The sequence below is a fragment of the Methylomonas sp. ZR1 genome (assembly GCF_013141865.1).
In the GTDB taxonomy this organism is placed as follows: Bacteria; Pseudomonadota; Gammaproteobacteria; order Methylococcales; family Methylomonadaceae; genus Methylomonas.
This window is the reverse complement of record NZ_RCST01000001.1, coordinates 3,927,142-3,939,874: the sequence shown is the minus strand read 5'-3', so window position 1 is coordinate 3,939,874 and position 12,733 is coordinate 3,927,142. Positions and strand designations below refer to the sequence as shown.

Sequence of the window (12,733 nt, the reverse complement as noted above, 5' to 3'; positions counted from 1 at the left end):
TGCCTGAGAAATCTTTATCAGCGGCGGATCAAGCGATTAACGACCCTAAGTAGCTGAGCTCCGAGAGCATGATCACTGCCCAAATCAGAATGCTGATGCCGGTCGCGGCTGCGGCAATATCCTTGATGACGCGGATTTTTTCATTTTGCCGAGTTTCCACGAAATCGCAGAGCGCCTCTATCGTGGTGTTAAACATTTCGCATATCAGCATCAGCCCGGTGGCGGTAAGTACCGAGATGAAATCCACCCATTGGCGAAAATAAAAGCATACGGCCAAAATCAACACGGACAGTACGACCTTATAGGCCACACTAAAATCATAAACAACCGCGTAGCGCAGACCTGACAAACAGACCTTCAATTTTCTTAAAGGGTGATAACCGCTTTGTCCGGTATTAAGAAACTTGTTTCGCATGACTCACCTGATGAATATGCCGCCGTTTTGCAGCAGATTAATTAAACCCAGCACCCACAATAGTCCCAGTAAGGCGCCAGCTAGTACATCCGAGGGGAAATGAACTTGCAGATAGACTCGTGAGACGGCAACCAGGGATACCGTCAATAGCGTAAACCCGGTCAAAGCGTAAAAGTTAAGCCCCAGTTTTTCGGGTTTGCACATCCAGCATAAGGCCGTAGCAAAGGCAACGATTTGCGCGGTGTGGGCACTTGGGAAGGAGGCGTCCAAGGGGATTTCACCCACAACGGGGAAAAAGTCGGGCCGCGGGCGAGCGAACCAAAGCTTGGCGAGACGACTGAACAGGGCAACACCCGTTAGGCTCAAGACCATCAGCCCTGCCTCTTTGATACGGCTGTTTCTCACCAGAACACCGCTTAGCACTGCGGTTATCGGGGCCAGAATGAACAGCGAACCAGTCCAGGTGATGGCGGCAAAAAAACGATCCAGCAAGATACTTCTAATGCTGTGCGCGGTACTCAGCAGAAAGCGATCCCATTGGTACCAGTGCGCACTGACGCGCTCGATAAAAACCAACAGTGCGATTGCCGTTAACCAACATCCAAACGTCGGGAGATATTTCAAGCCTAACATTTTCATTATTTTGCCTCCGCGTTAGCCAACCACTAATCCGGCCGTCGAATCTCGCTGTTTCCGGGCAGTAGAGAGCGTCATTGTTACCATGGATTCCGGCTTTTGCCGGAAACATCTACTTCCACACCGCGGCTTGCCGCTTCGCCTGTCATGCTCCTTGGCGTATTACCGACAAATTGTTGGGAAAACGGCAGGGTTTTAGGTGCTGATAAATTATTTGTTAATTATTTAACAATGACTTATGCGTTTTTAGTGGTGGCATTCTAATTGCTAAGCAAGAGTCGCCGGCACCGGCCTGGTTGACTTTGCAACCTGGTTTGGCCGGTATTCTTTATTAGTCATGAGGTGTTGATATGTTCGAAGCCATTGTATTGTTCATACTGACCGGCCTGGTCGCTGCGTGCGCATACTCGTCTCAGGGTTGCGAACTTTCCTTTTTCGGCAAACTATTTCGTTCCGCTAAAGGCCAAACGCCAGCAACTTCGACCAGCCAGTCTGTCGCTACTGACAGCACGGAACCAAGCTCCAGTTTTCTGGAACAGCTGCAAAGCGAAATTGAAGCCACTTTATTTCCGCGTCCTACGGACTCGGTATTGCGGCGTCATTACGATGCCTTGGTTGCTGTGGAAGTGAAAAACCGGTTGAGCTTTTTTAGCTGAGAGCCGAGGATTCTATATGCAGCCCAGGCGGGCTGCATATAGAGTCAGCCCAAAGCTTGGTCTCAGTGCCTCGCTGGTGGTAGCGAAAAAATCCCCGCATTTCTCTGGCTTAGAAATTGACATTGATATTGGTTAGCCAAACGTGATTGGTAACATCGGGCGAGCCGTAGTTATGGATGTATTGCAATTGATAGCCGGTATCGACATTCAAATTTTTGGTTACTTTGTAGCCCACCCCGACATAACTGCGATTTTGGTTGATACCGGTCTGCACGGATCGCGCCAGCCGGCCCTCGTCTATGGAATTGAAATACACAAACAGCTCATCAAGCGCGATTAGATAAGCTTGGCTGTCCGGTATTGAATAGACTAAACGGAAGCGGTGCCGCATGCGATGGCCGACGTCGCCTTCGTGGGCAAAGAAGCGTTGCTCGAGACGAAACCGGTACTGAAAATTCAATTGCGACGTCCAGTTGTCTATCCACTGCACCTGCTGCATCGCATCGTTAGTGGCCATTTCAAAGTCGGTTTGCTCGTTGTATTCGCCTTGCCAGGTATAGCCTAGCCAGAGCTGCAATTTGTTGGTTAGCTTATAGCCGAGCAGCGGACGGACAATAATTTGATTAAACAAGGTATTGTCGGTTTTGGTGCGCGGTGCCAATTCCAGAAAAGCTAAGTAGGGGCTGCCGCCGAAATCGGTTTGATAGGTATTGCTGATCCAGGTGCTGAAATCGTCTTGCACGGGGCCGGCTTCAACTGCGAACGATGTCAGCGTAAGGCCGGTGAACAGCAGGGATAAGTGAGTTTTTTGCATGTGTTGGTACCGAAGAACTTGATTTGAAACGAACGGCGTCACGGTCAGCGCGGCTTTGCGTGTGCGGGTGCACGGTTTATCTGCTGGCGATAAGCTTATCTCAATTCTTGATAAATGTGCTTACTCAGGGCAGGTATTCTGCGTGCTGCGCAGTGGCTCAGGTTTATAAGTTTGTTGATTCAGGGAGTCGAGCGTAAGTCATCTGCTTGCCGCCATGCGGCTTTGTAGCAGCGGGAAAACCCGAAAGAGGGGTTTGGCTGGATTACATTGCAGACAAGCTGTTTGCCAAAGAAGTCTGCAACAGCAAAAAGTATCAAACGATGACGTGATTTAGAGCGGTTTTAGACAAACCCTCCGGTTGCCGGAGGGGATGCGCTAGCAAACTGAATGCGGATTAGTCGGTCAATCCGCTTACACCTTCGACAGACCAATTTTCGAAATCGCTGGCTCCGGAGGTGTCGTCGCCTTTGCCGTATTGGATCCGGCAAGCGTAGTGACGCATCACGTTGGGGCTGTCTTTCCCGCTGATTTCCACGTCGGCATTGACAATATATTCGTAGTTGCCGAGAGTCCAGGCATTGGTCGGTTGGCTGGCAAATGACAGGCTTTGATCTTCGTCGGCTTCGTTTTTGATGTAGGTGTTGCAGTGGGCGAACGCCATAGCGGTCATGTCTGTGCTAATGGACATAGGGTTAGCCGCGTCCTTGCTTTCCACCAAAAATAAATCGGAAGCGGCGATGTCGTACATAAACGGCAGGAAAAACTTAATCTGAATGGCTAGCAGGCCTGCCAGACAGACGGCAAATATTATAATTTTCTTTTTATTCATGGCTCAAATGGTGGTTTTTATTGGTTTAATTATCTAGCGATCACCCGCGATTCTAACAAAGATCGTGGACAGTAGGAAATGCCAACCCTCTCCGCCTAATTTACCGTGAATTTAATATTGTCCAAGCGCGCAGTTTTACAGCGTCCGTTTCGGCAAACGCCGGTTTGGCTTGGCTTATCCTAGTGTTCGCGCCAGCTCGTGCCAAGCTGCTTGTTGATCGATTTCGTCCAGACCGTCGCTATTGTTGGTCAATACGAGGTTGTACGGCAGCTCTTCGGTTTGCAATGCTTCGGCGCCTGTCTTGGCTTTGTCCAATACGCTCAAGTCGGCTTCCGATGGGTCGCCGCCTTGTTCTTGTCTACGCTGTATGCGTTGCTGCAGCACCTTGTCCTTAGCCTGTATCGAAACAATGACGAAAGGAATTCCCAGGCTTTGTGCCAGTAACTGGAACGGGCGGCGTTGGGCGTGTTGCAAAAATGCGGCATCGACAATAACCGGGAACCCGAATTTAAGCAGAGTTTGTGCTAGGTCTAGCAAATGTTGGTAGGTTTTTTGGCCGGCTTGTGGATGGTATATGCCGCCATCGATTGCCGAACTGCTTTTTTGCAGGGCGCTTAACCCAAACAGCCGTTTTCTCTCGACATCCGAACGCAAGCGGATCAGCTGATGTTTTTCCAATAGTAATTGCGATACCGCGCTTTTACCGCAACCTGGCAGGCCATGGGTCAGAAGCAATGCCGGTTTGCGCGGGCTTAAACTGCTGTCGGCCAAATTTAAATAACTTAGGCATGCTTGTCTGGCCGATTCTGCGCCGGTTTGCGCAAACCTGAACCCGGCAATCTTCGCGCGCACCGCGGCCCGGTAACTGAGATAAAAGCGCAACACGCCGAGGCCAGCGTAATCGCCACTGATTTGCACATAGGCGTTCAAAAACCGGTACGCCAGATCGGCGCGCCCGCGATGGAGCAAGTCCATGATCAGGAATGCCGCATCGCTCATCGTATCTATCCAGCGCAATTCGGGCGAAAACTCGATACCGTCGAATGCGACCGGCCGACCTCTTAACAGCACGATATTGCCCAGATGCAGGTCTCCGTGGCATTCACGGATAAAGCCGGCTTGTTGCCGCTGCAAAAACAGGTTTTCGGCCGCCAAAAATGCTTGCCGACAGTTATCTTGCATTGACTTGATCAATGCGGCATCTTCGGGTTTCATCAACTCAAGCAATTGCTGAAAATTTTGCCGGGCCGGCGCTTCAATGGTGGCCGGAGAGCCGTAGTTCGAGTCCGGACTCGCCGGCGCCAAGCCCCTATGAAACCGGGCGATAGTGTCGGCCAAGCTGTCGATATGCGTTGGCGTAATTTCCTGATGGGGCAGCAAAGTATCCAGCAGCTTACCGGCGGCAAAGCGGCGCATTTTTACCGCATATTCAAACGCCGGCTCCACGTTGATTCGGGGTTGTTTGGGGCTCCCGCCAATAGCCGCCACCTGCAAATAAATGCCGGGCGCCAGACGCCGATTCAAGCGAATTTCTTCCTGACAGTAAAAGTGGCGCTGGCTAAGTTGGCTGAAATCCAAAAAGCCCAAATCGACCGGTTTTTTAATCTTGTAAGCATAGCGGCCGGCCAGCAATACCCAGGAAATATGAGTTTCCAGCACGGTGACCCGTTTGACCGGGTGCGGGAAACAGGCAGGATCGCAAAGAGCGCTTATCAGTGGAGGATATGCAATGGCCATGATTAAACACCTTCCCAGACTGAGCGGGATTAATACTGCAACGGCAGTGCCTGTACTGTCGGCGATTCTGGCAGACCGGAGAGCGCTATGCAAAGCACGCCCAAACCTAAATTGCTGCCAGGCACGTCGGTCATAAATGCCAGGATTTGCCGTGCCTTACAGCGTAAAGTTACGTAATGGTTGAGATTTCGACTATAATCCCGCCCAGCTTATATGGCTTTTTCATAGGCTTACCAAATTCGACTGGTTTACATCAACTTCATCGACATGCTGATTTCGACCCTGGTACCTGACTGGTACGGAGCCTGATAAAAAATGGACATTACCCTCATCATTAAATCCCTGATACTCGGCGTAGTTGAAGGTTTAACCGAATTTCTTCCCATTTCCAGCACCGGTCATTTGATTTTAGCCGGAGACTTGCTGAATTTTAACGACGATAAAGCCAAGCTGTTTACCATCGTCATTCAGGTCGGCGCGATTCTGGCGATTTGCTGGGAATACCGGGCCAAGATCGGCTCGGTATTGAGCGGATTGACCAGCGACAGGCAGGCGCAAAAATTTGTATTGAATCTGGCGATTGCGTTTATGCCGCTGGCGACGCTGGGCTTGTTGTTTGGCAAACATATCAAGGCCGCGCTGTTCAAGCCGGTGCCGGTGGCGTTGGCGTTTATCATCGGTGCGTTCGTGATTATCTGGGCGGAAAAGCGTGAGCACAAAATCCGGGTTGATAATGTTGACGATCTCAGTCCGCTGGATGCCTTGAAATTGGGTATCGCCCAAGCTTTTGCCTTGATCCCCGGCACCTCCCGTTCCGGCGCGACCATTATCGGCGGCTTGCTGTTCGGTTTGTCGCGTAAGGCGTCTACCGAGTTTTCTTTCTTTTTGGCGATTCCCACCTTGGTCGTCGCCAGTCTGTACGACTTATACAAGCACCGCGACTTGCTGCATATCGAAAGCGATGCACTGTCGTTCGCGGTCGGTTTAGTCGCGGCTTTTATCAGTGCCTTGCTGGCGGTAAAAGGTTTGCTGCGTTACATCAGTCATCACGATTTCATCATTTTTGCCTGGTATCGGATTGTGTTTGGCGTGGTGGTGATTGCCAGTGCTTACAGCGGTTTGGTGCAGTGGACGGTGGATTAGCATTCGGCGTCACGTAGGGCAGTATTTCGGTTTTTTGATCTTTAAAATTAAGGGTAGGTTATGGCTTTGCCACTGTTGATGATAGTCATCGGTCTGATTGTGTTGGTTTGGAGTGCCGATATTTTTGTCGAAGGAGCTGCGGCGATAGCGCGTTTTCTGGGCATGTCGCCGTTGTTAATAGGTATGGTGGTGATCGGTTTCGGCACCTCCGCGCCGGAGTTGTCCGTGTCCGCCTTGTCGGCCTGGCAAGGCAATCCGGGTATAGCGCTGGGCAATGCTTACGGGTCGAATATCACCAATATTGCCTTGATTCTGGGGATGGTCGCCTTGATCAGTCCCATTACCGTCCATTCGCAAATCGTTAAAAAAGAACTGCCGGTGTTGTTCGCGGTGACCTTGTTTGTGCTAGGTCAGGTATACGACGGCGATCTGTCGCGGATGGATGCGGTGCTGGAACTGGCGGTATTCGTTGGCGTGATGACCTGGATGGTCCGACAAGGGATGAGTAAAACAGCCGAGACGACCGACGTGTTAGGCGAAGAAGTTGCTGAAGAATTGGAAGAGCATGCGATGTCCTGCGCTCAGGCTGTCATCTGGCTGGTTTCCGGTTTGCTGTTATTGGTGATCAGCTCCCGCTTATTGGTTTGGGGAGCCGTATCGATTGCCCAGGATTTGGGCGTCAGCGATTTGGTGATTGGTTTGACCATCGTCGCCATCGGTACCTCCTTGCCTGAATTGGCGTCGTCGATTGCCGCCGCCCGTAAAGGCGAGCACGATCTGGCCTTGGGCAATATCATCGGTTCCAATTTATTCAACACGTTGGCGGTGGTGGGTTTGGCCGGGGTGATTCAGCCGATGTCGATTCCAGTGGAAATCGTTAATCGCGATTGGCCGCTGATGGCCTTGTTAACGGTGTCGCTGTTCTTTTTGGGCTACGCCAGAAAAGGCGAGCAAGGCCGCATCAATCGGGTTGAAGGCGGCATCTTGTTGGCCATTTACGCCAGTTACACCGTGTACTTGATTAACACCGTCGTGAGCGCTTAAGTATGTCCTTGGAAAAACGTTTGGGAAATATCGCTTTTCGATGGGGCAACTGGTTGCTGTATTCGCCGGGGTTAGTGTTACTGGCTTCGGTAATCTTGGCTTATCTGGCCGCGCAATACACCGGCAATCATCTGACCGTCAACACCGATACGGCGGAACTGATCGCTCCGGAAGCGCCGTTTCAGCAAAACCGCCGCAAATTCGAACAGCAGTTCGGCCAGGAAGTCCATACCTTGCTGCTGGTGATCGAGTCTTCCAGTCCGGAGTTGACCAAGGCCGCTGCCCAACGCTTGAGCCGGGAGCTTAGAGCGGATACCGAACATTTCACCAAAGTCTATCGGCCGGATGAAAATGCGTTTTTTCAGCGCAATGGCCTGCTGTATCTGGATACTGATAAGTTGCAGGATTTTTCGGTGACGCTGGCGCAAGCCCAGCCGTTTATCGGCCGCATCTCGCAAGATCCCAGCCTGAATGGCTTTTTCTCGATCTTCGAAGATGCGCTGAATGCAGAAACCAAAACCGAAGAAGTGCCCATCGATCTGATGTCTTTAATCGACAAGGTCAGCAACTCGCTGCATAAGACCCTGAACGGCGAAACCGACCTGCTGTCCTGGCAAAAACTGATTGCCGAAAACAAGATCAGCGAAGAGCAATCGGACAAAGCCTTTATCTTTGTCACGCCAAAATTCGATTACACCCAAATTTTGCCGGTAGAGCCGGCGATTAATGTCATCCGGCACGCCGCCGACAAAATTCAAGACCCCAACATGCCGGCCGTCAAAGTCTGGGTGACCGGCGAAGTCGGTTTGGAGCACGACGAAATGGCCGGCATGAGTGAGGGGACCTTTACCGCCAGCATTTTTTCGATTGTATTGGTCTGCGGCATTTTGCTGGTTGCCTACCGCTCCTGGCTGTTGATGCTGGCTACCTTGCTGACATTGGCTTTGGGCATGGTGTTTTGCGGTTTGTTCGCCTCCGTGGCGGTGAAACAACTCAATCTGATTTCTGTTGCCTTCGCGGTATCCAATATTGGTTTGGGCGTGGAGTATGCGATCCATTTTTGCCTGCGTTATCGCGACAATCTGGATTTGTACGGTAGCGACAAAGGCAAGGCAATCCGTTCGGCCTTGTTGGCAACCAGTCCGTCTTTGATTTTGTGCGCCGGCACTACCTCCATCGGTTTGTATGCCTTTATTCCCACCGACTACCAAGGCATTTCCGAGTTGGGTTTGCTGGCCGGTACCAGCTTGTTCATTTGCTTATTCATTACGCTGACTGTGCTGCCGGTGCTGCTTAAGGTGTTGCCGAATCCGCCCGTGCATCAATTGCATGGCGAGCAACCCGGCGAGTCGAAGTTTACCCACGTGTTGGCTCACTATACGTTGCACTATGCCAAACCGATTTCCTTGTTGACTTTGCTGGGCGCGGTGGTTGCCGTGTACTTTGTGTTTCAGGTGCAAACCGATTTCAATCCCTTGAATCTGCGCGATCCGCATACCGAGTCGGTGATTGCCTTCAAGGACTTGATGAAAGAGCGCGAAACTTCGCCGATGACCTTGACGGTTTTGGTGAAAAACGAAGACGAAGCCAGAGCGGCGCAGAAAAAGCTGGAGAGTCTGAAAACCGTAGATAAAACCGTCAGCTTGTTCGACTTTGTGCCTGACGATCAAGAAAGCAAATTGGGTATCATCGACGATATGGTGCTGACCCTGGGTCCGCAAAGCCAGTTTTTCCCGCAATTGAAAACCGGCACCGATCCGTTGCCGGCCATCAAGCGGATGATCGCCGCGATTGATGCCAACCTGCCGAAAAAAACCAATCCGGCGGACATCAAATCCCTGCAAACCTTTAAACAGCAGTTGCAAGACGTGATGGTGGAGTTGGAAGCCAGATTCCAGCCGGACCGCGGCGTGTTTATCGAGAAGATTCAAACCTCGTTGCTCGGCACTTTGCCCACTGTCATGAACCAGCTTCTGATCGGTTTCCATGCCGAGGAAATTGTACCGACCAGTATCCCGGCGGAAATCAAGGAACGCTGGTTGAGTAAAGACGGTTTATACCGTATCCAGATTTTTCCAAAGGAAGATTTGAACGATCTCGGTAACTTGCAGGCTTTCATCACCGACGTACAGGCCGTAGCGCCCAACGCCACCGATTTGCCGGTCATGTATTGGGAATCCATGAAAGCGGTGATCGGTGCCTTCCAGGAAGCCATCATCATTGCCCTGGTGGCGATTGCCTTGCTGCTGATGTTCATACGCCGCAGTATCGTCGACACGCTGTTGGTGATGACACCCTTAGTGTTGGCCGGCTTGTTCACAATGGCAACTACCGTGTTTACCGGCACGCCGATCAATTTTGCCAATATTATCGCTTTGCCTTTATTAATGGGGCTGGGTGTCGATAACGGCATCCATATGGTTGAAAAATTGCATCATTCGTTGTCCGAGGATCAGAATATTTATCAATCCAGTACCGCGCGCGGCATGTTCTACGGCGCGTTGACCACCATTTCCAGCTTTGTTGGTTTGGCATTTTCCCCGCATCAGGGCATCTCCAGCATGGGCTTGGTCATCACTATCGGCATTTTCTGGATCATGACGTGTACTTTTGTGGTGCTGCCGGCTATCAGCAAGCTGGTTTTAAAAAAAACTGAGCATTTAGCCTGAGAGTTTGAAAACCATAGCCTAGACTTATCCGGCAACTTACATGGCGGCCGGTAAAGGTAGCGAACCCAGGGTAAGTTTGATTTTTATAATTAACTTTTAGTTTTTTAGAGGCAACCATGTTTGTAATCATTGGTTATGTGATTATTTTAGGCTGTGTATTGGGCGGCTTTTTGATGGCCGGCGGCCATCTGGGCGTGCTTTGGCAGCCGGTTGAGGTGCTGATCATCGTCGGTGCCGCCTTCGGTTCCTTCCTGGCCAGTAACTCGCTGGCCACCAGTAAAGCAGCGATGGCCGGCGGAACCGCCACGCTGAAAGGTAGTACCTACACCAAGGAGTACTACATGGAACTGCTGATGAGCTTTAACGCGCTGAGTCAGAAGGCCCGCAAGGAAGGTTTGTTGTCCCTGGAAAAAGTGGTGGACGATCCGGAGGGTAGCTCCATATTCGGTGAAAAAATCGTCCACGATCACCATCTGATGGAGTTCATTTGCGACAAGCTCAGGCTGATCCTGACCGGGGTTGATGTCAACCAACTGGAAGACATCATGGACGCGGAAATCGAAGTACACCACGCCGAAGGCAACGAGCCGATCAAAGCCGTGCAAAAAGTCGGTGATGGCATGCCGGCTTTCGGTATCGTCGCGGCGGTAATGGGGGTGGTACATACGATGGAATCGGTGGGTATTCCGCCGGCGGAACTGGGCAAATTGATCGCGGCGGCGCTGGTCGGTACCTTCCTGGGTATTTTGGTGTCTTACGGCTTTATCGGCCCGGTAGCGTCGGTCATGGAAGCGCGGCTGGAAGAAGAAAGCAACGCCTATAAATGCACGCAAAAAGGCCTGCTGAATTGCGCGAAAGGTACTTCGCCGGCGATGACGGTGGAATTCATGCGTACCGCGATTCCACATCATGCCAGGCCGACCTTTACCGAGCTGGAAGAACAATTGAAAGCCGGCAAATAAGGTAAACGACAATGGCCGAACAACCCATAATCATCAAGAAAATCAAGAAGGGTGGTCACGGTGGGCATCACGGCGGGGCCTGGAAAATTGCCTATGCCGACTTCGTGACGGCGATGATGGCTTTCTTTCTGTTGATGTGGTTACTCGGTTCCACCGACGAGAAAACTAAAAAAGGCATTTCCGAATATTTCCAAAACCCGTTTGGCGTCGCGATTGTCAGTAACCCCGGTGAGGGCTCCGGCGACCGGACCAGCATCATTCAGGCCGGCGGCCAGGACTTGAAATCGCAAGACGAGGGGCAAGTGCATCAAGGGGAAAATACCCCGGCCGAGCCAACGCCTGAGGATATTGAAAAACTGGCGGAAGAGCAGGAAAAACTCAAGCTGGAAAAATTGCAGGAAAAAATCGAGGACATGCTGAAAGCCAATGACAAGTTGGCGGAATATAAAGATCAGATCAAGCTGGAAACCACCCCGGAAGGTTTGAAAATCCAGATTATCGATGCGCAAAATCGGCCGATGTTCAAACTGGCCAGTTCCGGTATCGAAACCTATGCGCAAGCCATCCTGCGCGAGTTGGCACCGGTGATCAACGAATTACCCAACAAAGTCACCATCAACGGCCATACCGACGCATTGCCGTTTCCCAGCAATCGCACCGGTTATTCCAACTGGGAGCTATCCAGCGATCGGGCCAATGTGGCGCGCCGTGAGTTAACCCAAGGCGGACTCAGTGAAGACAAGGTGCTGCGCGTGGTCGGCTTGGCATCCAGTATTCCCTACAAGGGCGACGTGCCTAACGATCCGATGAATCGGCGGATTTCCATCGTCGTGATGAATAAAAAGACCGAAAATCAGGTGCTGCACGATGGCGCTGAAGATAAGCCCGGCAGCAGCGATACCTCTGTGCCCGGTTTGCCGGCCATATCGCCGACTATTCAGCAAAATACCAAAATTACAGGGGCGGACGGCGCTGCGCATTAATTTGGCCCGGTCAGTACTAGGCTGAACGTACGGTAAGGATCTGATGCAGTTATTCAAGGCTCTCCTGAGTCAGCTAATGGCCTGTGTCGCTGTGATGGGCTTACGCGCACAAATCCTGCCCATTAGCGTTTGGCAAGCTGTCGCTATTCAGGCCGGCTTGGCCGCACTGTTCTCTCGCGGTTTTCGCCAGCCTGTCTGGTGGCTGCCGATTCATTTGCTATTTTTGCCGACCGTGTTAGTGGGGCTGAGCTGGCAATTGCCTGCTTGGCTGTATCTGCTGACATTGCTGCTGCTAACCCTATTATTTTGGGGGACAGTGAAAGGTGATGTGCCGTTGTTCTTATCGTCTTCCGCTGTCAGTCAGGCGCTGATCGAAATAGTAAGCCGCGAACGGGCGCAAGCGTTTATCGATATTGGCGCCGGTCTGGCTACCGTTGTCGTGCCGCTTGCAAAAGCCCGGCCGGACATGGCTGTGGTGGCCTTGGAGCGGGCGCCGCTACCCTGGCTGCTGGCAAGATGGCGTTGCCGCAATCTGGCTAATGTCCGGGTCGGCAGATCCAGTTTTTGGGAGCAGGATTTACGCGAGTTTGATGTGGTGTTCGCCTTCCTGTCGCCGCTGGTGATGGCGAAAATAGGCGAAAAAGTCCGACGGGAAATGCGGGACGGCTGTTTATTTATCTCGTCCTCTTTTCCGATACCGGATAGCCACCCTGAATCGGTGCTCGAACTGAACGATAGCCGCAAAACCAAGCTGTATTGCTATCGGATAGGCGGATCTCTGAAAAGTTAAGAACCCTTTGGCTTTCTTCAGCAGGAGGGGGCTTAGCTCAATGACATTGCCTGGA

12 protein-coding genes are annotated in these 12,733 nt (G+C 51.7%); 7 read left to right on the top strand and 5 right to left on the bottom strand.

The window, feature by feature from the left end; genetic code table 11:
* Positions 1 to 28: 28 nt before the first annotated feature.
* Entirely contained in the window at positions 29 to 415 is a 387-nt protein-coding gene (locus tag DDY07_RS17875; RefSeq protein WP_171696867.1) for a diacylglycerol kinase, read from the bottom strand.
* Between the two features lie 3 nt (positions 416 to 418).
* Positions 419 to 1,054, bottom strand: a complete 636-nt coding sequence (locus tag DDY07_RS17870) for a phosphatase PAP2 family protein (protein WP_171696866.1) — start codon at positions 1,052 to 1,054, stop codon at positions 419 to 421.
* Between the two features lie 347 nt (positions 1,055 to 1,401).
* On the opposite strand from DDY07_RS17870, the gene DDY07_RS17865 reads away from it, so the two are divergent.
* On the top strand, positions 1,402 to 1,707 hold the full coding sequence (locus tag DDY07_RS17865; protein ID WP_171696865.1) for a hypothetical protein: 306 nt from the start codon (positions 1,402 to 1,404) through the stop codon (positions 1,705 to 1,707).
* 109 nt (positions 1,708 to 1,816) lie between these two features.
* Here DDY07_RS17865 and DDY07_RS17860 read toward each other — a convergent pair whose 3' ends face one another.
* From DDY07_RS17860 to DDY07_RS17850, 3 genes are all read right to left on the bottom strand, one after another.
* The gene (locus DDY07_RS17860; protein WP_171696864.1) at positions 1,817 to 2,521 is read right to left on the bottom strand and encodes a DUF2490 domain-containing protein; all 705 of its coding nucleotides are present in this window, start codon (positions 2,519 to 2,521) and stop codon (positions 1,817 to 1,819) included.
* A 394-nt stretch (positions 2,522 to 2,915) separates the two neighbouring features.
* Positions 2,916 to 3,350: a hypothetical protein gene (locus DDY07_RS17855; protein ID WP_033158222.1), complete on the bottom strand. Its 435-nt coding sequence runs from the start codon at positions 3,348 to 3,350 to the stop codon at positions 2,916 to 2,918.
* A gap of 174 nt (positions 3,351 to 3,524) precedes the next feature.
* Positions 3,525 to 5,087 carry a bifunctional aminoglycoside phosphotransferase/ATP-binding protein gene (locus DDY07_RS17850; RefSeq protein WP_171696863.1) on the bottom strand — a complete coding sequence of 521 codons (1,563 nt, stop codon included), beginning with the start codon at positions 5,085 to 5,087 and terminating at the stop codon, positions 3,525 to 3,527.
* 315 nt (positions 5,088 to 5,402) lie between these two features.
* Between DDY07_RS17850 and DDY07_RS17845 the strand changes: the two genes are divergently transcribed.
* The 6 genes from DDY07_RS17845 to DDY07_RS17820 all read left to right on the top strand — a co-directional run bounded on the left by DDY07_RS17845 (position 5,403) and on the right by DDY07_RS17820 (position 12,678).
* Positions 5,403 to 6,230, top strand: a complete 828-nt coding sequence (locus DDY07_RS17845) for an undecaprenyl-diphosphate phosphatase (RefSeq protein WP_033158221.1) — start codon at positions 5,403 to 5,405, stop codon at positions 6,228 to 6,230.
* A gap of 60 nt (positions 6,231 to 6,290) precedes the next feature.
* Entirely contained in the window at positions 6,291 to 7,274 is a 984-nt protein-coding gene (locus tag DDY07_RS17840; RefSeq protein WP_171696862.1) for a calcium/sodium antiporter, read from the top strand.
* 2 nt (positions 7,275 to 7,276) lie between these two features.
* On the top strand, positions 7,277 to 9,943 hold the full coding sequence (locus DDY07_RS17835; RefSeq protein ID WP_171696861.1) for an MMPL family transporter: 2,667 nt from the start codon (positions 7,277 to 7,279) through the stop codon (positions 9,941 to 9,943).
* Positions 9,944 to 10,059: 116 nt separating this feature from the next.
* Positions 10,060 to 10,905, top strand: coding sequence for a flagellar motor stator protein MotA (motA, locus tag DDY07_RS17830; protein ID WP_033158218.1), 846 nt, complete (start codon positions 10,060 to 10,062; stop codon positions 10,903 to 10,905).
* Positions 10,906 to 10,916: 11 nt separating this feature from the next.
* Entirely contained in the window at positions 10,917 to 11,888 is a 972-nt protein-coding gene (gene motB, locus DDY07_RS17825) for a flagellar motor protein MotB (protein WP_171696860.1), read from the top strand.
* Between the two features lie 43 nt (positions 11,889 to 11,931).
* Entirely contained in the window at positions 11,932 to 12,678 is a 747-nt protein-coding gene (locus DDY07_RS17820; RefSeq protein WP_171696859.1) for a hypothetical protein, read from the top strand.
* The last annotated feature ends 55 nt before the right edge of the window (positions 12,679 to 12,733 follow it).

Excerpts from the sequence above, each read along its gene's own strand:
- DDY07_RS17875 (WP_171696867.1), bottom strand. The coding sequence starts at position 415 with ATGCGAAACAAGTTTCTTAATACCGGACAAAGCGGTTATCACCCTTTA.
- DDY07_RS17870 (WP_171696866.1), bottom strand. The coding sequence starts at position 1,054 with ATGAAAATGTTAGGCTTGAAATATCTCCCGACGTTTGGATGTTGGTTA.
- DDY07_RS17865 (WP_171696865.1), top strand. The coding sequence starts at position 1,402 with ATGTTCGAAGCCATTGTATTGTTCATACTGACCGGCCTGGTCGCTGCG.
- DDY07_RS17860 (WP_171696864.1), bottom strand. The coding sequence starts at position 2,521 with ATGCAAAAAACTCACTTATCCCTGCTGTTCACCGGCCTTACGCTGACA.
- DDY07_RS17855 (WP_033158222.1), bottom strand. The coding sequence starts at position 3,350 with ATGAATAAAAAGAAAATTATAATATTTGCCGTCTGTCTGGCAGGCCTG.
- DDY07_RS17850 (WP_171696863.1), bottom strand. The coding sequence starts at position 5,087 with ATGGCCATTGCATATCCTCCACTGATAAGCGCTCTTTGCGATCCTGCC.
- DDY07_RS17845 (WP_033158221.1), top strand. The coding sequence starts at position 5,403 with ATGGACATTACCCTCATCATTAAATCCCTGATACTCGGCGTAGTTGAA.
- DDY07_RS17840 (WP_171696862.1), top strand. The coding sequence starts at position 6,291 with ATGGCTTTGCCACTGTTGATGATAGTCATCGGTCTGATTGTGTTGGTT.
- DDY07_RS17835 (WP_171696861.1), top strand. The coding sequence starts at position 7,277 with ATGTCCTTGGAAAAACGTTTGGGAAATATCGCTTTTCGATGGGGCAAC.
- motA (WP_033158218.1), top strand. The coding sequence starts at position 10,060 with ATGTTTGTAATCATTGGTTATGTGATTATTTTAGGCTGTGTATTGGGC.
- motB (WP_171696860.1), top strand. The coding sequence starts at position 10,917 with ATGGCCGAACAACCCATAATCATCAAGAAAATCAAGAAGGGTGGTCAC.
- DDY07_RS17820 (WP_171696859.1), top strand. The coding sequence starts at position 11,932 with ATGCAGTTATTCAAGGCTCTCCTGAGTCAGCTAATGGCCTGTGTCGCT.